Source organism: Diplocloster hominis, assembly GCF_032380655.1.
Lineage (GTDB): Bacteria > Bacillota > Clostridia > Lachnospirales > Lachnospiraceae > Diplocloster > Diplocloster hominis.
Map to the genome: position 1 here is coordinate 1 of NZ_JAWDIY010000012.1, position 20,076 is coordinate 20,076.

The window sequence follows — 20,076 nt, forward strand, 5'->3', positions numbered from 1 at the left end:
CCGAAAGACTGCAGGGAACGCAGTCTTTCGCCACAAACCTGCCGGCCCGATTTCATTAAGATTTCACACGGGCGCCTTATGTGAGGAAGAGGACCATAGACACCGCACCGCGCCCCCTGCCGGACTCCCGGGATACGTCCGTACTGGGCGGCCTCCTGGCGGGGGCACCCTGGTTATCGGACAGGTTCCCGCTTCTTTTGCCCCTCTCCCGAACCGGCCGGCTTCCGGCCCCCACGCTCCCTTTTCTAATATGAGCTAATAATAGGCTAAACGCTATGTTCTATAGAGAATGGTGAAGGATATGTGAATCGCATGTTTGACGATTATATTATGCTTATGATTCACGATCTGTTAAGTAAGCTATATGCCTTCTCAAAGATTTTGTGGATGAAGCTATATCGTAAACAGTTTCCCTGATGTTTTTATAATCGCTGATGACAGAAGAAAAGTGTTTAATGATACATCCACAGCCAGTAATTTTCCAGTAAACATACAGTCGGCACTATCATTTTGGAATTAGCCGCTGTCATCAGTCGATGATAAATCGCAATGCTGCCTTATCGGACATGCAGAGTGACCAAATATTCAACACGACAGTATGATTATAGTTTTGCTGTTTCATCAGCACATGGAACGAAAACATAATTAAAGCAGGGACGGGGTGCCGGGGGAGCGGGGAGCGGCGCCAGTTACTGTGGGCCCCCGCCGCCGCTCCCCGCTCCCCCGGCACCCCGTCCCGGCCCCAAAAAATAAAGTAATCAATCTGCGAGGAAAAGCAAATGTTCGACATCGAGGAAGAATTAAAAAAACTTCCGGGGAAGCCCGGGGTATATATTATGCATGATGATCGGGACGAGATCATCTACGTGGGAAAGGCAGTCAGTCTGAAAAACCGGGTGCGCCAGTATTTTCAGAGCAGCCGGAATAAGGGCGTGAAGATCGAGCAGATGGTCACCCATATCGCCCGGTTTGAATATATTGTCACGGACTCGGAACTGGAGGCTCTGGTTCTGGAGTGTAATCTGATCAAGGAACACCGCCCGAAATATAATACTATGCTGAAGGATGACAAGACCTATCCTTTTATTAAAGTGACGGTACATGAAGACTATCCCAGAATCCTGTTTTCCAGGAGGATGAAGAAGGATAAGAATAAGTATTTTGGCCCGTACAGCAGTGCGGGAGCGGTTAAGGATACTATAGAACTGATCCGGAAGATCTATAAGATCAGAACCTGCAGCCGGAGCCTTCCCCGGGATATCGGGAAGGAGAGACCGTGCCTTTATTACCATATCAAGCAGTGTGATGCGCCCTGTCAGGAGTATATCAGCAAAGAGGATTACCGTGCCAATATCGACGAGGCGATCGAATTCCTGAACGGGAACTATACGCCGGTCTTAAAAATGCTGGAGGAACGGATGATGGCTGCCTCCGAGGCCATGGAGTTCGAGCAGGCTATCGAATACCGGGAGCTTTTAAACAGTGTAAAAAAAGTGGCCCAAAAACAGAAGATCACCAACAGCGTGGGAGAGGAAAAAGATATTATCGCGCTGGCGATCGACGAGCGGGATGCGGTGGCACAGGTGTTTTTTGTCCGGGAAGGCAAGCTGATCGGCAGGGATCATTTTTATCTGACGGTGGCGGTTTCCGACACAAGGGCGCAGGTGCTGAGCAGTTTCCTGAAACAGTTTTATGCCGGGACCCCTTTTATCCCAAAGGAACTATTGATTCAGGATGAGATCGAGGACGCCGCCATCATTGAAGAATGGCTGTCGGGTAAGAAGGGACAGCGGGTACATATCCGGGTACCGAAAAAAGGGACAAAGGAGAAAATGGTGGAGCTGGCCGCGCAGAATGCGCAGCTGGTTCTGAGCCAGGACCGGGAGAGGATCAAACGCGAAGAAGGGCGTACGATCGGCGCCCAGAAGGAGGTGGCCGGCTGGCTGGGATTAAGAGATGTGGTCCGGATCGAGGCCTTCGATATTTCCAATATCAGCGGCTATGATTCCGTGGGTTCCATGATTGTCTATGAAAAAGGCAGACCGAAGCGCAGTGATTACCGAAAGTTTAAGATCAAATGGGTGAAGGGCGCAGATGATTATTCCAGTATGGCGGAGGTACTGACCAGACGTTTTACCCACGGCCTGGAAGAAGAGCGGGAGCTGCAGGAGAAGAACCTGGCCAGTGAACTGGGGAGTTTTACCAAATTTCCGGACCTGATCATGATGGACGGGGGAAAAGGCCAGGTAAATGTGGCGAAACAGGTATTGGACGAACTGGGTCTTACTATTCCTGTCTGCGGCATGGTAAAAGATGATAATCACCGGACCAGAGGGTTATACTATGAAAATGTGGAAATACCCATCGACCGCTCTTCCGAGGGATTCCGGCTGATCACCAGGATACAGGATGAGGCGCACCGTTTCGCTATCGAATATCACCGGATGCTGCGGAGCAAAGGGCAGGTTCACTCGATTCTGGACGATATCGAGGGGATCGGGCCGGCCAGGAGGAAAGCGCTGATGAAACATTATCAGTCTCTGGATGAGATCAAAGCCGCAGAACCGGATGATCTGGCCAAAGTTCCGTCGATGAATGAGGCGGCTGCCCGGAAAGTGTACGAGTTTTTTCATTGATGTTCCAAAGTTGCTATGCTAGAATGATAGATAGTAGTGAATACTGATAAAAAAGGAGCGTCTGCTATGCACAGTGTAAAGCTTACAAAACTGGTAGAGAAAATGAACCTGAAAAACATGACGCCGGATATCGATATGACAGAAATCAAGGTTCATCAACCGGATATCAACCGCCCGGCCCTGCAGCTGACCGGATATTTTGACCATTTCGATTCCGAACGGGTACAGATCATCGGGTATGTGGAATATACCTATCTGCTGTCTCTTAAGACGGAGCGAAAGAAAGAGGTGTACCGCAAACTGTTATCCGCGCAGATCCCGTGCGTCGTATTCTGCCGGGAGTTGCCGCCTGACCAGGAGATCCTGGATGCGGCGAATGAACTGGGGATTCCCATTTTTATGACGGAAAAATCCACCTCCTCCTTTATGGCTGAGGTAATCCGCTGGCTGAACGTAGAGCTGGCGCCTATGATATCCATTCATGGCGTGCTGGTGGATGTATACGGCGAAGGTGTGCTGATTATGGGCGAGAGCGGGATTGGAAAAAGTGAGGCTGCTCTGGAACTGATCAAGCGGGGCCACCGTCTGGTCACCGACGATGTGGTGGAGATCCGCAAAGTAAGCGATGAGACGCTGATTGGTACGGCTCCGGACATTACCAGGCATTTTATAGAACTGAGGGGAATCGGCATCATCGATGTCAAGACCCTGTTCGGTGTGGAGAGTGTCAAGGAAACCCAGTCTATCGATCTGGTAATCAAACTGGAAGAGTGGGAAAAGGATAAAGAATACGACCGTCTGGGGCTGGAGGAGGAATACACGGAATTCCTGGGAAATAAGGTAGTCTGCCATTCCCTGCCGATCCGTCCCGGCCGGAATCTGGCCATTATCGTAGAATCCGCGGCGGTAAACCACCGTCAGAAGAAGATGGGCTATAATGCTGCTCAGGAACTGTACAAGCGGGTACAGAAAAGCCTGGCAAAAAACAGCGAAAAATAAAAGAATAGTGGTTAAAGGAGAAAAGAGATGTTTTGTTTCGGAGTAGATATAGGCGGCACCACAATTAAGCTGGGATTATTTGACCTTCAGGGGGAGGTGTTGGACAAGTGGGAAATCACCACCCGCAAAGAGGACGGAGGAAAAAACATCCTGCCTGATGCGGCAAGGGCCGTACTGAGCAAAATGAACGAAAGATCCCTTTCAAAAGAAGACGTCGCCGGCATTGGAGTCGGCGTTCCTGGTCCTGTGAAAGAGGACGGAACCGTGGAAACAGCGGTGAACCTCGGATGGGACTATATGGATGTACAGGGTACCATGCAAAAAGAGACCGGACTTCCGGTGAAGGTAAGCAACGATGCCAACGTGGCCGCTCTCGGGGAGGCCTGGGTCGGCGGGGCGAAAGGATGTAAAGATGTAATTCTGGCAACTCTGGGAACCGGAGTGGGCGGCGGGCTGATCACCAATGGAAAGATCATAACCGGGGCTCATGGAGCCGGCGGTGAGATCGGGCATATGCATCTGATCGATGATTTCCCCCGTGCCTGTAATTGCGGGAATTATGGATGCCTGGAACAGGTGGCCTCAGCGACCGGAATAACCTACCTGGCCGAGCAGGTTCTGGCAGCCAGCCAGGAGGCTTCTGTGCTGCGGGACAAAAAAGTGTCGGCGAAAGCTGTGTTTGACGCGGTGAAAGAAAATGACGCGCTGGCTATCGAGATCGCGGAGCGGTTTGGAAAATATCTGGGAAAAGCGCTGGCTATGGTTGCAGCTGTGACAGACCCGGAAGTAATTGTAATCGGTGGAGGGGTATCAAAAGCCGGAACAGTCCTGTTGGATTTCGTGGAAAAGAATTATCAGATTTATGCGTTTACGTCGTGCCGTAAAGCTACCTTTGCATTGGCGGAATTAGGGAATGATGCCGGCATATTCGGAGCGGCAAAAATGGCGTTGGATGCCTATGCATCCAGAATATGATTATGATCGGACAGAGGATAAAATTAAGGAAATAAATCAGGAGATGATGGCAATGAAGTTAGGATTTATCGGATGCGGAAATATGGCCTCCGCTATAATGGGAGGAGTGATCCGCAACGGAATCATCCGGCCGGAAGAGATTATTGGGGCGGATTCCTATCAGACCGCCCTGGATAAGGTTTCGGAGACGCTGGGTATACAGGTTACCACAGATAACCGCAAGGTGGCGGAGGAATCCGAGGTGCTGGTGCTCTCGGTGAAGCCGCAGTTCTATGAGGAAGTGATAGCCCAGATCCGAAGCGTTGTGGATGAGAATAAAATTATTATTACCATAGCGCCCGGGAAAACACTGGAATGGCTGGGGCAGAAATTCGAAAAACCGGTGAAGATCGTCCGCACGATGCCGAATACACCTGCCTTAGTGGGAGCGGGAATCACAGCGGCCTGCGCGAATGTCCAGGTGTCGGAGGAAGAATTAGCGTATGTGTGTTCAATCCTCAGGGGATTTGGGGAAGTGGAAGTGATTCCGGAACATCTGATGGACGTGGTTGTGTCTGTCAGCGGAAGTTCTCCGGCCTATGTTTTTATGATGATAGAGGCCATGGCGGACGCTGCCGTGGCGGATGGGATGGCGAGAGCCCAGGCCTATCGATTCGCGTCCCAGGCCGTCATGGGAAGCGCGAAAATGGTTCTGGAAACCGGAAAGCATCCCGGTGAGCTGAAGGACATGGTGTGCTCGCCAGGAGGAACCACCATAGAGGCTGTCCGGGTTCTGGAGGAGAAAGGATTCCGAAGCAGCCTGTTCGAAGCCATGAAAGCCTGCGCCCAAAAAGCGCGGGATATGTAAAAATGGGAGGGGACAGGCACCTTTCTCTACGTAGTTTCTAAAAATCCCCGCTTTACAACCGAAAGGAGCCAGTCCCCTCCCATTATTCTATGTCCGCAGACTTTATATTCCTGGATCTGGGCAATGAGAATATAAATTCCGTCCCAACGCCTTCCGTGCTGATCACATTAATATTTTCTTTGTGAGCCTGTATGATCTCTTTTGTGATCGAGAGTCCCAAACCTGTCCCCTTCTTATCTTTTCCTCTGGAAAGATCCGTCTTATAAAAGCGTTCCCATACCTTCTTCACACTCTCCTTCGGAATTCCGATACCGGTATCCTTTACGGATACGAACACTTTTTCATGCTTTTCGGTGGTCTCCACATAAATGACCGAATCCGGATTGCTGAACTTGATGGCGTTGTCGATCAGATTGTAGAGCACCTGCTGTATTTTCCCCATATCAGCGGAAACATAGAGAACCTTTGAGGAAAAAATCAGCTCTATGGATATGCGCCTGGTAGTACAGGTCCCCTCAAAGGTAGCTGCCGTCTTCTTGATAATACTGTTGATATCAAAATCCGTGATATCCAGCAGCGTCCCCCTGCGGTCAAAATCATTCAGCGTGAGCAGGCCGCTGGTCAGCTTATTCAGACGCTCCGTTTCAAAGAGTACGATATTCAGATATTTTTCCTGCATCTCCGGAGGGATCGTACCGTCCAGGATCGCTTCCACATATCCCTTGATCGAAGTCAGGGGGGAACGGAAATCGTGAGAGATATTGGACACGAATTTTTTCTGATATTCCTCCATCTTAGACAGCTCGGTGGACATATAGTTCAGGGTCGCTGAGAGACGTCCCATCTCATCATCGGTGGTCACAGGCAGCTCATATTTCAGATTTCCGGCCGCATACTGGTTGGCGGCGAAGGTGATCCGCTTTAACGGTTTGGACACCAGGAACGTAAACGCAGCCAGAATCAGCAGGGACAGGAGAAAAATGCCGATCAGGGTGATATAAGAGACGTTCAGCAGCTGATCCCTTTCCTGGCTGATCGCGCTGACCGGATAATGAATCAGCACATACCCTCTGGTTTTGAGATTGAGGGTGATCGGCGAGATGACGCTTAGGACTTCCTCCTGATAACAGTCATAAAAATTACTGATACAATAATATTGATTGCCGGTAAAGGTAGGGTCGAAGTCCTCGATTACCTTCGGACTCTCCAGATTCACCTTTTCCCGGGAATTCAGCAGAATCGTGCCGTCCGTGTCTATGATCCAGACCGGAGCGGACACATAGGTATCCACCGCTTTTAACTGAGTCTGCAGTTCCTCCAGGGACAGCGCCTCCGTGTAATAGTTCTTGGCATAGGTGGAAGCTACAAAGATGGCTTCCCGGTATAAATTATCCGCTTTTTCTTCTTCCAGCTGGTTCAGGGTCAGAGACGAAGTCAGCGTGGCGATAAGAAAAAAACTCAGAAAGCCAAAAATCACATAAGCGATAATAAATTTGGCATAGAGCTTCATTGCTTCACCTCGAATTTATAACCGATCCCCCATACGGTGGACAGACTCCAGGCCTCATGGTCCTTGATCTTCTCCCGGAGACGTTTGATATGTACGTCAACCGTTCGGGTATCCCCGATGTACTCGTATCCCCAGATATGGTCCAGAAGCTGTTCCCGGGTGAATACCTGATTCGGTGAGGAAGCCAGAAAGTACAGAAGCTCCAGTTCCTTGGGCGGCATATCCACAGGCTCCCCGTTGTAGATGACGGAATAGTTGGTCAGATTGATAATCAGATCCGGGTACTCCACATATTTTGCGTCCGGGGTGGGAGCGGCCGGCTTTTCCGGCTGGAACCGGCGCAGAACGGCTTTGACACGGGCCACTAATTCTTTGGAATCAAAGGGCTTGATGATATAGTCATCGGCTCCCAGTTCCAGACCCAGCACTTTGTCGAAGATCTCACCCTTTGCGGAGAGCATGATGATCGGTACGGAAGATTTGTGACGGATCTCACGGCAGACCTGATAGCCGTCGATGCCCGGGAGCATCAGATCCAGCAGGATCAGATTCGGCCGGAAGGTATCGAATATAGTCAGGGCCTCCTCGCCGTCATGGACCATCATGGTTTCGAAACACTCTTTGGTCAGATAAAGTGAGATGAGTTCCGCTATATTTACATCATCATCAACGATTAATATTTTTTGTTTTGCAGCCATATGAATGCCTCCTATTATTTACAGTAATTATTTAAATTCGACGATTGTCACACCGGTCTCGCCCTCACCGAACGCTCCGAGACGGTAAGATTTTACATAACGGGTCCGCTTCAGATGATTATGAACAGCGGTCCGCAGGGCTCCTGTCCCTTTGCCGTGCACGATCCGGACCTGGGGGAGATGGGCCAGATAAGCGTCGTCCAGATATTTGTCCAACGCGCCCATGGCCTCGTCCACCGTCATGCCCAGCAGCTTGATCTCAGGGCTTACCGTGGCGGATTTGGACATTTTGATTTTTCCGGAGCCTGTTTTCTGAAGGTTCGGGCCTGTGATCACCGGTTCATCCACCAGCTCCAGATCTTTGATGTTGACCTGGGACCTTAGGATGCCCATCTGCACGAAAAGGTCTCCCTTGGCGTTGGGCAGCGTACTGACGGTGCCTTTCAGATTCAGGCTTAATACCCTGACGGTATCTCCGATCCTGAAGTCGGCAGGCTTATTGGCCTTGCCGGATTTCTGTTTGGGCTGAATGGTCATGTTCTTCTCTAAACCGGACATCTGATCCCGCAGTTTGGTACGCTCCTGCTCCATCTGTTTCATGGAGATATTGCCCTGGCCGTACTTGTTGAAATTGGAGATCGTCTGATCGGCGACTTCCTTAGCCTCCCGGAGAATGGCATGGGCCTTTTCGTTGGCTTCCCGCAGGATATCGTCCCGGCGCTGGTCCAGTTTATCGTATTTTTGTTCCAGCCGGGTCTTTAAGGACTCGATTTCTTCTTTGTAACGGGTGATTTCCACCTGTTCTTTCTCAATGGTAACCTTGCTGTTTTCCAGATCGGTGATCAGATCTTCGAAATTCTCTTTCGTCTCACTGATCCGGCTTCTGGCGTCGTCGATGATATAATCCGGAAGCCCCAGCTTGGAGGATATCGCGAAGGCATTACTCTTTCCCGGGATTCCGATCAGCAGACGGTACGTGGGACGCAGTGTCTCGATATCAAATTCGCAGCAGGCATTTTCCACACCCTGCGTGGACAGCGCGTATACTTTCAGTTCACTGTAGTGGGTGGTGGCCATGGTGCGGATGTCCCTCTGATGCAGCCAGGAGAGAATCGACATGGCAAGCGCAGCGCCCTCGGTAGGGTCTGTTCCGGCGCCCAGTTCATCGAACAGAACCAGAGACCGGCTGTCGACCTCCTCCAGGATTTTCACAATATTCGTCATATGAGAAGAAAATGTACTGAGCGACTGTTCTATGCTCTGTTCATCTCCGATATCCGCATAAACCTCGTGAAATAGCGCCAGTTCCGACCGGTCGAGGGTGGGAATATGCAGTCCGGCCTGCCCCATCAGGGTCAGAAGGCCGACGGTTTTCAGGGATACGGTTTTTCCGCCGGTATTAGGTCCGGTGACGATCAGCTGGGAAAATTCTTTGCCCAGGTAAATATCGATGGGAACCACCTGCCTGGAATCCAGCAGCGGATGCCGGGCCTTGCGCAGATGCACATATCCCTGTGTGTTGAACACAGGGGCGGTGCCGTTATAGTCCTGAGCCAGTTTGGCACGGGCAAAGATAAAATCCAGCTCGGTCAGAAGTTCAAAATCACTGTGCACTGCCTGGGTTTCTTCCGCTACAAGGGTACTTAGGTTCGCTAAGATTACTTCGATCTCGGCCTGTTCTTTTAAGACCAGCTCCTTGATATCATTGTTCAGACGTACCACGGCCATGGGTTCGATAAAGACTGTGGAGCCGCTGGAGGACTGGTCGTGGATCATACCGGACACCTGGCTGCGGTATTCCGCTTTTACCGGCAGGCAGTAACGGCCGTCCCGCATGGTGATCACTGCGTCCTGCAGATAAGTGCGCACGGAACCATTTACCATGGAATTCAACTGGGTGTGAATCCGGTCGTTGGCGAGCTTAATACCCCGGCGGATCTGGCGGAGCGTACTGCTGGCCTCATCGCTGATCTCTTCCTCGGACAGGATGCACCTGCGGATCTCTGCGGAAATCGCGGAGAGAGGAATGAGACCGTCAAAATAGTCGTCCAGAGAGTCGCGGGTCAGATCGGCATTATCTTTACGGCCATAGGACTTCGCCCGGGCGGCTGTCTCCAGCAGGGTACAGACCGCCAGAAGTTCGATGGCGTTTAAGGAGCTGCCGATTTCCAGCCGTTTCAGGGAACCGCGGACATCCTTGATTCCGCCGAAGGAAGGACTGCCCTTTTTTAGTATACGGCTGAAGGCATCCGATGTCTGAGACTGGAGCAGCCGGATCCGGGACAGGTCATCAGACGGGGTCAGATGACGGCACAGGTCCTTACCGGACTGGGATGCGGCGTGTTCGGTCAGCCGGTCGATAATTTTGTGAAATTCCAATGTATGCAAAGCTTTCGCGTTCATGTTGATCCTCCGTATTGCAGGCAATGCTGAAAATTGTTGTTTACTATCTTTTCATTTTACAATATAATAAGATAAATGAAAAGCTCAATTCCGAGACTTTCTTATGTTTACATTACCTTCATAGATTGTTCATATGTCTTTGCTAAAATTAAAATATTATGGGGTTCCGCTGTACTTAAAGGAGAAGGTTTATGTCAGAGGAAAAAGATAAAGAAGAATTTTCTTTTATGAAGGAAAAAATCAAAGCGAAGCCAATCAACAAGAAAAAGCTGTTGCTTAAGGTGGCTGGTACGATGGTACTGGCTGTCCTTTTTGGGGTTGTGGCTTCTTTTACGTTCGTCATTACCAGTCCCATTGCCGAGAAGAAGTACGGGGAGAAGGAAGAGATCCCCTCTGTCACGATCCCCCGGGATGATGAGGCGGAACAGAATCCGGCGCCTGAGACTACGCCCACACCCACACCGGTACCCTCGAATCCTCCGGCGGTGATCCAGCAGACCGTAGGCATTGAGGTGGATGATTACAGAAAGCTGTATAATAAGCTCTACGAGGTGGCTGTGGGATTGGACAAATCCCTCGTGACCGTAACGGCTGTGAGCAATAACGTGGACTGGTTTAATATCCCCTATACGAATCAGGGAAAAGGTTCCGGTATCATTGTGGCGGAAAATGGGATTGAATATATGATCCTGACGGATGAACGGGTTCTGGAAGGTGCCGAGCAGATTATGGTGACCTTTGCGGATGATGCCCAGGTGGAAGCCACGGTCAAAAAGATCGATCACAATACGGAAATGGCCATTCTAAGCGTGCGGATGGATACGTTGGAAGAAGATACCAGGAACGCGGTGGAAGTGGCTGTACTGGGGAATTCTTTCCAGGTGAGAAAAGGAACGCCGGTGATCGCTGTCGGCAGTCCGTTAGGCTATCCGGATTCCATGTCCATCGGTATGGTGACTTCCGCAGGCAATCAGATCGCCACCTGGGATGCCAATTATACATTGTTTACGACGGATATCCTGGGCAATACCGAGGGAAGCGGTGTCCTGATTAATCTGGACGGCGACGTAATCGGGGTGATCACCCAGGAAAGCAATGATAATTCCAGTGAAAATGTGGTGACTGCTTATTCTATATCAGAGCTGAAAAGTGTGATCGAGCATTTATCGAATGGACTGGATCTGGCGTACATGGGAATCAAGGGAACTCCGGTAACAGACGAGAAGGCCGAGGATGACGGGATGCCGCAGGGGATCTATATTGTCGAGACAGCCCTGGATTCGCCTGCCATGAATATCGGAATCCAAAATGGGGATATTCTGGTTAAGCTGGGCACGGAAGAAGTGAGGGACATGAAGGATGTGCAGAATGTGCTGCTGAATCTTTCCCCCAACCAGTTGGTGACGGCAGTCGTGATGCGTCCGGGAAAAGACGGATATAAGGAACTGACGTATCAGGTTACGCTGGGCGTGAGGGAGTAGTTAGTGGACGGTCCATACAGAGGGCAGAGAAAAAATACAGGTATTAGATAGTTGGAAGGAGACAGCATGAGATACATAGAGACGCTGCGGGATGGAGACAGAATCACAGGGATCTATCTTTGTAAGCACAAGCAGGCAGCATTGACAAAGAACGGGAAGTCCTATGAGAATGTAATTCTGCAGGATAAGACAGGAACGATTGATTCGAAGATTTGGGAGCCGAATTCTCCGGGAATCGGGGATTTTGAGGCGATGGACTATGTGGAGATCGCCGGTGATGTGGTGAGCTACCAGGGCGCGCTGCAATTGAGTATCAAGCGGTCCAGAAAGGCCATGGACGGCAGTTATGACCCGAAGGACTATGTGCCGGTCAGCGAAAAGGACATTGAGGAAATGTACCGTGAGCTGCTGGGATTCATCGGGGGGCTTAAGGACCCTTATCTGAAACGGCTGGCGGCCAGTTTTTTTGTGGAGGATCAGGATTTTGTAAGCAGATTTAAATTTCACTCTGCGGCAAAGAATGTACATCATGGTTTCGTGGGAGGACTGCTGGAGCATACGTTAAGCGTGGCGAAGCTGTGCGATTTTTACTGCGGGGCGTATCCGGTTCTGAACAAAGACCTGTTGATTACAGCTGCGATTTTCCATGATATCGGTAAATTAGATGAGCTGGCCGCATTTCCGGCCAATGACTATACGGATGACGGACAGCTTCTGGGGCATATCGTGATGGGCTGCGAGGAGGTCGGAGCCAGGATTCGGACGATCAGCGGGTTTCCGCCGAAGCTGGCCAGTGAGCTGAAGCATTGTATTCTGGCGCATCATGGAGAGCTGGAGTTCGGATCGCCGAAGAAGCCGGCCTTGGTGGAGGCTGTGGCGCTGAATTTTGCGGATAATACGGATGCGAAGCTGCAGACCATGACAGAGGCTTTTAAGGCGGCGGGAAATAATGACGACTGGCTGGGGTATAACCGGTTGTTTGAATCCAATATCCGGAAAACCAGTAAATAGTCAGACATTTGCGGTATGCCAGAATTGTTGTGGGTGCAGGCTGAGAACAGGTGGTTTTGGATCTGGAAGTATTGGAACAGGCAGATATAGATAAGTTAGTATGGGAACGGGCAGTTTGAGAAAAGATAAACGGGATGTTGGTGGCGCAGCATTCCGTTTTTGTATGAGGTGACAGTATGGTTAAGAAAAATGAAATTTATCAGATCAGATTCGAAGATATGACAACCGAAGGAGACGGAATCGGGAAGGTGGATGGATATCCGCTGTTCGTGAAGGGCGCTCTGACCGGTGATTTGGCTGAGGTGAAAGTGATTAAGGCCAAGAAAACGTATGGGTATGGACGGCTGGTCCGGGTGCTGGAGCCTTCTGCGTTCCGGGTAACTCCGGAATGTGAAGCGGCGGGACCCTGCGGGGGGTGCCAGCTGCAGGCGATGAGCTATGAGGAGCAGCTGAGGTTTAAAGAAAATAAAGTGCGGAATAATCTGCTGCGGATCGGGAAGCTGGAAGAGGTGCCGATGCTGCCCATGATCGGGATGGAGAATCCGTTCCGGTACCGGAATAAGGCACAGTTTCCGATCGGGACGGATAAAGAGGGGAATCCGGTGGCGGGATTCTATGCAGGGAGAACGCATTCTATTATTCCCGTCAGGGATTGCCTGTTAGGTGTTAAGGAAAACCAGGAGATTCTGGATGTGATACTGGGATTTATGAAGGAGTATGGGGTTCCTGCCTATGAGGAGGAGAAAGGGACCGGGCTGGTGCGTCATGTTCTGATCCGGTATGGATTCCATACGGGGGAGATTATGGTCTGTATTGTTATGAATGGGAATCGGCTGCCGCATGGGGAGGTGCTGGCGGACAGGCTTCGGAAGATCGGTGGGATGACCAGTATCTCTTTGAATGTGAATCAGAAGAGAACAAATGTGATACTGGGGACGGAGATGGTGTATCTGTGGGGAGCGGAGTATATTACGGATTATATCGGGGATGTGAAGTTCCGGATCTCACCGCTGTCATTTTATCAGGTGAATCCGGTCCAGACGCGGAAGCTGTATGAGAAGGCACTGGAATTCGCCGGGTTGACCGGCGGGGAGACGGTGTGGGATCTGTATTGCGGAATCGGGACGATTTCACTGTTCCTGGCTCAGATGGCTGGGAAAGTGTACGGTGTGGAGATCGTGCCGGAGGCGATAGCGGACGCCAGGATGAATGCGAAGATGAATGGGATAGAGAATGCGGAGTTTTTCGTGGGGAAGGCGGAAGAGGTGCTGCCGGCATACTATGAGAGGAGCGGGGGGACTGCGGATGTCGTGGTCGTGGACCCGCCCAGGAAGGGATGCGATCGGGCGGTGCTGGATACGATTGCCCGGATGAAGGTGGGACGGGTGGTGTATGTGAGCTGTGATTCGGCTACGCTTGCCAGGGATGTGGCGTATATGAGGGAGTATGGGTATCAGGTGGAGAGGGTGCAGGGGTGTGATATGTTTCCGTTTACGGTGCATGTTGAGACCGTCGTTCTTCTATCACGGAAAGGTTGATTTTATGCGGGTTTGAGAGTGTTTTGGTAAAATCTTCATCTGCGCTTTAACCGGATTTGAGGTGCTGATAGCCTGATTTTGCTGGGGATGGGGTTACGTTAAAATGTATGAAATAAGGCTTTTGCCAAAAGGTATGGTTTCGCTGAAAAGTGTTGTACATTTTGGCAGAATCCTTAATCTTTTAATAAAAGAAGCTCTAGCTAACAAATTTGTGAGTGGTAAATCACAAATTTAGTTGACACGATGTGATGTGATACGTATAATATTCATATAAAAACTAGGAGGCATTACATGAATCAACAAGGAACATTTGATTATCAAGAATGTTTTAAAAATATTTATTATTATTTATATTCTAATGGAAATTCCAGTAGAGCTGAACGAATTGTATCTGATATTACCAAGGTTTTGTTATGTAAATTAATGCTTGAAACTAAATATGAACAGGATATTGAAAAATTAGAAGTAAAAGAGCTATTAAAATCTTTAAAGGAAACATATCCATCTGCATTTGATCAATTTGATGATTTTGCTATGACAGATGAAGATTTAAAGACTGTACTTACAATGCTAAGTAATATTTCATTGTCTAATGCTCCATCACATATTATGGGAGATGCTTTCCAAGCAATTATAGGACCAACAATTAGAGGTGATAAAGGTCAGTTCTTTACGCCAAAATCCTTAGTAAAATGTATGATTAAAATTATTGATCCCAAAGATGGGGAGGTAATTATGGATCCAGCGTGTGGAACAGGTGGATTCTTAACAGAGTCATTTGTATATCAATATAGTAACAATAAGAAAAAAAAGTGCAATAGTACATATATAGGAATTGACAAGGATAAAGATATGTCTGACCTATCTATGGCGGTAACAGAGATTATTACTTGTGGAAGGGCAAAAGTATATAATCAAAATTCTCTAGAAATATTGTGTGATAATAAAAAAAATAGCAATTTGCTCGGAAATGTAGATGTGATATTAACGAACCCTCCATTTGGTTCTAAAATAGGAATTACAGATAAGAGTTTATTAGAGAAATATGAATTTGGATATTCATGGGCATACTCTGACAAAGATAAGACTTGGTACAAAATGAGTAATATTGTAAAAAGTCAAGATCCACAGATTCTATTTGTTGAATTGTGTGTTAAGCTATTAAAAGATGGTGGAAGAATGGCAATTGTTCTTCCAGAAGGAGTGTTTGGAAATAAATCACAGGGATATATTTGGGCATTTTTAAAAGAGTATGGAAATATTGTTGCAATGATAGACTGTCCTAGAAATACGTTTCAACCATCGACAGATACAAAGACAAACGTATTAATATTTGAAAAAAAGAATAAAAGAATAAATAAAGTAAAGATTGCTGTTGCAAAGAATTGTGGTCATGATAGAAGAGGAAGAATTACAAATTCCAATAATGAGCCTTTGCCAGATGATTTTATTTTGATTGGTGATGAATATAGAAAAAAAGAAAGCAAATGGTGGAAAAAAGTAAATTTAAGAGGGATGTATTTTGTGCCTAGATATTTTGAAAATGAAGTAATTCTTTCTCAATATAAAGAAAGCGAAAAATTCATTTCTATTGGAGAGATGGTGGAAAAAGGCTATTTAAATATTCATAGTGGACATGAAGTAGGAAGTGAAGCTTATGGAACGGGGAATGTACCATTTATAAGAACATCAGATTTGATTAATTTTGAATTAGCGTCAGATCCTACCAATTCAGTTAGTGAGGAAATATACGAACAGTATTCCAAACAACAGAGATTAAAAGAAGGTGATATTCTATTTATAGCAGATGGCAGATATAGAATAGGGAAAACGGCAATACTTTGCAAATATAATATTAAATGTATTATTCAAAGTCACATTGATATATTTTCGCTTAGTGAAGAGGCTCCGATAAAGCCGTACGAGTTTGTTTATCTAATTAATTCGCAAATTGTACAAGAGCAAATAAGAAATTTAGTGTTTATTCAGTCAACTTTGGGCACTTTAGGAAATAGAATAAAAGAAATACAAATTCCTTTACCGGTAAGAGATGAAGAGTGGAATAAAAAAATACACGTATTCCAAGAAAATATTGAAACACGTGCAAAAATATTATCACAGTTGAATGAAATTCAGCATTCTTATGAGCTATGATTCAGAGTGAACTCTAGTGGTTATTCCATCTATCCAAGAATAGAATTCTTCAATAGATTTGTTGCCTTGAGCAATGTTACATTCTCTATGACCAAAACCAACATTATCAGAATTATGTATTCTTGGATTTTTATGGCAGGTTTCAATTGCCGCTTTGCCACGAGCTGCTAATTCGAAGAGTCTGAAGTCCAATGGTAATCTGCAAATAACACAAAGAGTAGAATTAGGCTTCATTTTTCCAAACAATTCTTCTAAGTAGTTTTGGATATGGGGTGGTGGTGTAGGGGCATTTTCCATTTGGTATACAAGCCAAGTAAGTTTTGCAGCAACTAAAACACATGAATCATAATCTGCTGCTTTTTCACGAAGTTTTGCAATTACACCAGGTTTTAGTTTAGACATGTCAAGTCCATATTTTAAAAGGGTTTCATCATCCAACATCATAACCCACCTTAAAATACGGTTTGGACCTGCATCTTCACTTTTCCATGCAGCCCCAGTGGTCATAGTTGCATCTCGTTTGATCTTGTTTGCGACAGAAGGAGTAACGGTTTTTAAATGATCTAGAAAAGGAAATTCGGTACATTTTCCTGTATGCCCTTTTGGACAGTGACACTTATGGTTAGCAACTTCTGCATATTGAGAACGTGTGGCTATTGTCTTGTTACAAAAAATCATGATTTATACTTCCTCCTTTGGAATTTGTATTTTTCTTTCAAATTTTAATAATTCAGATGGGGGAACATTAAGTGCTTGGGCAACCTTAACAATATTGTTTAGGCTGACATTGCGGTCACCACGTTCCATAGCACCGATATATGTTCTATGTAAATTACATAACTCTGCTAATTGCTCCTGTGTGATTTGGCGTTCAATCCTCAACGAACGTATATTTTCGCCTAATATTTTTTGATAATCCATATCGCTTTTCCTCCGATGATACGTATACTCATCATTATACATTGCCTAGTTGCAATTGTATGCAGATTATAAGTAGCAATTGCTTCTAGAGTGATCTAATTACAACTGTACCTGTTTTTGTGAAATTTAGCAGAATTAACCGAGGATAGGTAGACTGGCAGCTGAATGATGAAGGATTATAAATATCATGCATGTATTTTTAGGGGTATAGCCATGATTTGTGTGGTGAATATTCTAATATCCACAATAAATTGTCTGCACCCCTCTACCCATCTGCTCACAAAACTATTGCAAATAATTTCGCCATGTAGTATAAGGAATAACTTACACCGCATTGTGAGGTTTGTGTCGAATTATGTCGAAAATAATAGATTGTTCTCGATAGGAGAGTGAATAATGGATGAACGAAAAAGAATGGGAAGAGAAAAAGTAAATGTAATATTCCCAGTAGCATCTAATCACTCGGAGATGAGTGATACGTATATGAAATTTATTGAAGAGATAAAAGAAAAAATATGCAGCAAAGAATATCGGTTGTATTGAAAGCAAATGCGAGTATGATTTGCCTATACTGGAATATTGGCAATGCAATTTTGCAAAGGCAGCGGGAAGAAGGATAGGGAACAAAAATAATTAATCGAATTTCTCAGGATATCAAAGATGTATTTCCAGATATGAAAGGCTTTTCACCAAGAAATATAAAATACATGAGAAAATTTGCTGACACATGGAGAGACTTTGAAATTGTGCAACAGGTTGCTGCACAAATTCCCTGGCGGAGCAATATTGTGTTACTTGATAAATTATCCGACCAGGATAGTCGAATCTGGTATGCAAAAAAGGCATTAGAATATGGCTGGAGCAGTAATATTTTGGATTTATAGATTCAAGGCAAGTTAATAAAGAGAAACGGTAAAAGTGTTAATAACTTTGATACCGCGTTACCGCCGACAGATTCAGATATGGCAAATCATATCTTTAAAGATCCGTATTTATTCGATTTTTTAGGAACAGATATTCCGCGCCGGGAAATTGAGATAGAAAGAAAACTGACAGAACATATTCAAAAATTCCTGCTGGAATTGGGACAGGGATTTGCATTTGTAGGGCGACAGGTTCATTTGGAAGTAGGCGGGCAGGATTTTTATCTGGACTTATTATTTTATCATTTAAAGCTGCGTTGTTATGTCGTTATTGAACTTAAAGCCTGTGATTTTGAACCGGGATTTGTGAGTCAGCTCAATATGTATCAGAATGTCGTGAATGATATTCTGAGGCATCCAGATGATAAGCCGACAATTGGACTTCTTCTTGTGAAGGGGAAGAATAAAACAGTGGTGGAATATTCGTTGCCTGGTTATCAGAGTCCTATTGGGGTTGCTGACTGGCAGGAACAGTTGACGAAGGAATTACCCGATGATTTGCAAAGTAGCCTTCCATTGATTGAGGAAATCGAAAAAGAAATTGGATAGATTTGTGCAACACATTGTTGCACAAATTGAAATATTCGGGTAAACATAGAAGTATACGACAAGGATAAATTGCGTCTTTCGGGTATCCGAATCACCACCTCTACCCATGTTGAGTGCGTTTGTTTAATGACGAGAAATGCGAAGTAAAAGTGCCGAAAAAGCCGATAAAATGGGCATTCTTCGGAAGCGGGCTTTCAGCGTGAGTGAACAGAAAATTTGGAAAATAGGACGAGGTTTCAATAATGCCTTGATGAGATTTTGAAATCTGCCCTATGACTTATTATTCGATATTGGCTTGGTGAGTGCTTAGGACTGCTGGCATAGTGGGAGTGTGTGGGATTATTGACAGCAATCGGAGACACTGAAAGGTAAGCAGAATAGCTGTTGTTTGATATTGATGTCAAAGTGGGCAAGGAGGGATTTGGAGTGATAAATTTAGGGCAGCTTAAAGAGATAAAGGACTTAAGAAAAGTGTGGCCGCACGAAGCATTGGATTTCACACCGTGGCTTGCAGAGGAGGATAATCTTTCTCTGCTGTCAGATGCTGTGGGATTGGAGATTACCGTGGACGAAGCGGAATCAAGTGTCGGCGATTATAATGTGGATATTTATGCGACTGAGACTGGGACGGACAGAAAGATTATTATTGAAAATCAACTGGAAGATACCAACCATGACCATCTTGGCAAGTTGATTACATATGCATCAGGGAAAGCAGCGGATATTGTGATTTGGGTTGTAAAGCGCGCTCGTGAAGAGCACAGGGCGGCAATCGAATGGCTGAATAACCATACGGATGAAAATATTGCATTTTTCCTTTTGGAGGTTAAGTTATTTCAAATCGGCGATTCAGATATTGCTGTAAAATTTGAAGTCATTGAGAAACCCAATGACTGGGCGAAGGAAATTAAGCGTCAAACAAGCAGTTCTCCCACATTGCAGGCGAGATATGATTATTGGGCTGCCTTTAACGAATATGCTTTTCATAATGCGGCGTTTGCTAAGGCCTTTAGCAGAAGAAAAGCCAGCACTGACCATTGGATGACTTTAAGTGTTGGTTCTTCTGCCTGTCATATTGATTTGCTGCAAGTGAGGAAGGACAACAACATTACCGTTGAATGGTATATCACTGACGATAAGGAACTTTATCAGAAATTTTATTCCCACAAGGCGGACATTGAATCGGACATGGGAATGGCACTGGATTGGAGAGAATTGCCGGATAAAAAGGCAAGCAGGATTTTGGTAATTCATGAGGCGGATTTTGATAATAAGGATAAATGGCCAGAGCAGTTTGAATGGATGATGGATGCTGCGATGAAGATGAAAAAGGCGTTTAAGAAGTATTTGTAGAGTATCATTCAGACAGAATATAAAAAATTAGAGAATTAAAGGAGCGCCAACCAATAGGGTGTATGCTCCTTTACTGTC

Annotated in this window: 17 protein-coding genes; 12 read left to right on the plus strand and 5 right to left on the minus strand. The window is 46.4% G+C overall.

What is annotated here, in order from left to right:
* The first annotated feature begins 779 nt into the window (after window positions 1–779).
* From uvrC to proC, 4 genes are all read left to right on the plus strand, one after another.
* Window positions 780–2,636, plus strand: coding sequence for an excinuclease ABC subunit UvrC (gene uvrC / locus ABC831_RS12530; protein WP_343248469.1), 1,857 nt, complete (start codon window positions 780–782; stop codon window positions 2,634–2,636).
* A 66-nt stretch (window positions 2,637–2,702) separates the two neighbouring features.
* A complete protein-coding gene (gene hprK, locus ABC831_RS12535; protein WP_158351472.1) occupies window positions 2,703–3,635 on the plus strand; it encodes an HPr(Ser) kinase/phosphatase in 933 nt (310 codons plus the stop codon).
* A gap of 27 nt (window positions 3,636–3,662) precedes the next feature.
* Entirely contained in the window at window positions 3,663–4,610 is a 948-nt protein-coding gene (locus ABC831_RS12540) for an ROK family glucokinase (RefSeq protein WP_343248470.1), read from the plus strand.
* A gap of 52 nt (window positions 4,611–4,662) precedes the next feature.
* Window positions 4,663–5,457 carry a pyrroline-5-carboxylate reductase gene (gene proC / locus ABC831_RS12545; RefSeq protein ID WP_343248471.1) on the plus strand — a complete coding sequence of 265 codons (795 nt, stop codon included), beginning with the start codon at window positions 4,663–4,665 and terminating at the stop codon, window positions 5,455–5,457.
* An 82-nt stretch (window positions 5,458–5,539) separates the two neighbouring features.
* Here proC and ABC831_RS12550 read toward each other — a convergent pair whose 3' ends face one another.
* Genes ABC831_RS12550 through ABC831_RS12560 form a run of 3 tightly spaced genes read right to left on the minus strand, consistent with a single transcriptional unit; the run spans window position 5,540 to window position 10,068 of the window.
* On the minus strand, window positions 5,540–6,967 hold the full coding sequence (locus ABC831_RS12550; RefSeq protein ID WP_343248472.1) for a HAMP domain-containing sensor histidine kinase: 1,428 nt from the start codon (window positions 6,965–6,967) through the stop codon (window positions 5,540–5,542).
* Entirely contained in the window at window positions 6,964–7,665 is a 702-nt protein-coding gene (locus ABC831_RS12555; RefSeq protein ID WP_158341939.1) for a response regulator transcription factor, read from the minus strand. The genes ABC831_RS12550 and ABC831_RS12555 overlap by 4 nt, the downstream gene beginning before the upstream one ends.
* 27 nt (window positions 7,666–7,692) lie before the next feature.
* Window positions 7,693–10,068 (minus strand): endonuclease MutS2, encoded by a 2,376-nt coding sequence (locus ABC831_RS12560; protein WP_343248473.1) that lies wholly within the window; start codon window positions 10,066–10,068, stop codon window positions 7,693–7,695.
* Window positions 10,069–10,259: 191 nt separating this feature from the next.
* On the opposite strand from ABC831_RS12560, the gene ABC831_RS12565 reads away from it, so the two are divergent.
* The 4 genes from ABC831_RS12565 to ABC831_RS12580 all read left to right on the plus strand — a co-directional run bounded on the left by ABC831_RS12565 (window position 10,260) and on the right by ABC831_RS12580 (window position 16,252).
* Entirely contained in the window at window positions 10,260–11,549 is a 1,290-nt protein-coding gene (locus tag ABC831_RS12565) for a S1C family serine protease (RefSeq protein ID WP_343248474.1), read from the plus strand.
* A 66-nt stretch (window positions 11,550–11,615) separates the two neighbouring features.
* Entirely contained in the window at window positions 11,616–12,560 is a 945-nt protein-coding gene (locus ABC831_RS12570; protein WP_343248475.1) for a 3'-5' exoribonuclease YhaM family protein, read from the plus strand.
* 176 nt (window positions 12,561–12,736) lie between these two features.
* Window positions 12,737–14,098 carry a 23S rRNA (uracil(1939)-C(5))-methyltransferase RlmD gene (gene rlmD, locus ABC831_RS12575; protein ID WP_343248476.1) on the plus strand — a complete coding sequence of 454 codons (1,362 nt, stop codon included), beginning with the start codon at window positions 12,737–12,739 and terminating at the stop codon, window positions 14,096–14,098.
* 291 nt (window positions 14,099–14,389) lie between these two features.
* Window positions 14,390–16,252, plus strand: a complete 1,863-nt coding sequence (locus ABC831_RS12580) for an N-6 DNA methylase (RefSeq protein WP_343248477.1) — start codon at window positions 14,390–14,392, stop codon at window positions 16,250–16,252.
* Here ABC831_RS12580 and ABC831_RS12585 read toward each other — a convergent pair.
* Window positions 16,247–16,930, minus strand: coding sequence for a hypothetical protein (locus ABC831_RS12585; protein ID WP_343248478.1), 684 nt, complete (start codon window positions 16,928–16,930; stop codon window positions 16,247–16,249). The two genes, ABC831_RS12580 and ABC831_RS12585, sit on opposite strands and share 6 nt — an antisense overlap.
* 3 nt (window positions 16,931–16,933) lie before the next feature.
* The gene (locus ABC831_RS12590) at window positions 16,934–17,173 is read right to left on the minus strand and encodes a helix-turn-helix domain-containing protein (RefSeq protein WP_343248479.1); all 240 of its coding nucleotides are present in this window, start codon (window positions 17,171–17,173) and stop codon (window positions 16,934–16,936) included.
* A 396-nt stretch (window positions 17,174–17,569) separates the two neighbouring features.
* On the opposite strand from ABC831_RS12590, the gene ABC831_RS12595 reads away from it, so the two are divergent.
* The 4 genes from ABC831_RS12595 to ABC831_RS12610 all read left to right on the plus strand — a co-directional run bounded on the left by ABC831_RS12595 (window position 17,570) and on the right by ABC831_RS12610 (window position 19,998).
* Window positions 17,570–17,716 carry a hypothetical protein gene (locus tag ABC831_RS12595; protein ID WP_343248480.1) on the plus strand — a complete coding sequence of 49 codons (147 nt, stop codon included), beginning with the start codon at window positions 17,570–17,572 and terminating at the stop codon, window positions 17,714–17,716.
* A gap of 131 nt (window positions 17,717–17,847) precedes the next feature.
* A complete protein-coding gene (locus tag ABC831_RS12600; protein WP_343248481.1) occupies window positions 17,848–18,057 on the plus strand; it encodes a DUF1016 N-terminal domain-containing protein in 210 nt (69 codons plus the stop codon).
* A 78-nt stretch (window positions 18,058–18,135) separates the two neighbouring features.
* Complete coding sequence (locus ABC831_RS12605) at window positions 18,136–18,645, plus strand: PDDEXK nuclease domain-containing protein (protein WP_343248482.1); 510 nt, start codon at window positions 18,136–18,138, stop codon at window positions 18,643–18,645.
* A gap of 426 nt (window positions 18,646–19,071) precedes the next feature.
* Entirely contained in the window at window positions 19,072–19,998 is a 927-nt protein-coding gene (locus tag ABC831_RS12610; RefSeq protein WP_343248483.1) for a DUF4268 domain-containing protein, read from the plus strand.
* The last annotated feature ends 78 nt before the right edge of the window (window positions 19,999–20,076 follow it).

Excerpts from the sequence above, each read along its gene's own strand:
- ABC831_RS12590 (WP_343248479.1), bottom strand. The coding sequence starts at position 17,173 with ATGGATTATCAAAAAATATTAGGCGAAAATATACGTTCGTTGAGGATT.
- ABC831_RS12540 (WP_343248470.1), top strand. The coding sequence starts at position 3,663 with ATGTTTTGTTTCGGAGTAGATATAGGCGGCACCACAATTAAGCTGGGA.
- ABC831_RS12550 (WP_343248472.1), bottom strand. The coding sequence starts at position 6,967 with ATGAAGCTCTATGCCAAATTTATTATCGCTTATGTGATTTTTGGCTTT.
- uvrC (WP_343248469.1), top strand. The coding sequence starts at position 780 with ATGTTCGACATCGAGGAAGAATTAAAAAAACTTCCGGGGAAGCCCGGG.
- ABC831_RS12555 (WP_158341939.1), bottom strand. The coding sequence starts at position 7,665 with ATGGCTGCAAAACAAAAAATATTAATCGTTGATGATGATGTAAATATA.
- hprK (WP_158351472.1), top strand. The coding sequence starts at position 2,703 with ATGCACAGTGTAAAGCTTACAAAACTGGTAGAGAAAATGAACCTGAAA.
- rlmD (WP_343248476.1), top strand. The coding sequence starts at position 12,737 with ATGGTTAAGAAAAATGAAATTTATCAGATCAGATTCGAAGATATGACA.
- ABC831_RS12580 (WP_343248477.1), top strand. The coding sequence starts at position 14,390 with ATGAATCAACAAGGAACATTTGATTATCAAGAATGTTTTAAAAATATT.
- ABC831_RS12605 (WP_343248482.1), top strand. The coding sequence starts at position 18,136 with ATGGCAAATCATATCTTTAAAGATCCGTATTTATTCGATTTTTTAGGA.
- proC (WP_343248471.1), top strand. The coding sequence starts at position 4,663 with ATGAAGTTAGGATTTATCGGATGCGGAAATATGGCCTCCGCTATAATG.
- ABC831_RS12600 (WP_343248481.1), top strand. The coding sequence starts at position 17,848 with ATGAAAGGCTTTTCACCAAGAAATATAAAATACATGAGAAAATTTGCT.
- ABC831_RS12570 (WP_343248475.1), top strand. The coding sequence starts at position 11,616 with ATGAGATACATAGAGACGCTGCGGGATGGAGACAGAATCACAGGGATC.
- ABC831_RS12595 (WP_343248480.1), top strand. The coding sequence starts at position 17,570 with ATGGATGAACGAAAAAGAATGGGAAGAGAAAAAGTAAATGTAATATTC.
- ABC831_RS12560 (WP_343248473.1), bottom strand. The coding sequence starts at position 10,068 with ATGAACGCGAAAGCTTTGCATACATTGGAATTTCACAAAATTATCGAC.
- ABC831_RS12585 (WP_343248478.1), bottom strand. The coding sequence starts at position 16,930 with ATGATTTTTTGTAACAAGACAATAGCCACACGTTCTCAATATGCAGAA.
- ABC831_RS12565 (WP_343248474.1), top strand. The coding sequence starts at position 10,260 with ATGTCAGAGGAAAAAGATAAAGAAGAATTTTCTTTTATGAAGGAAAAA.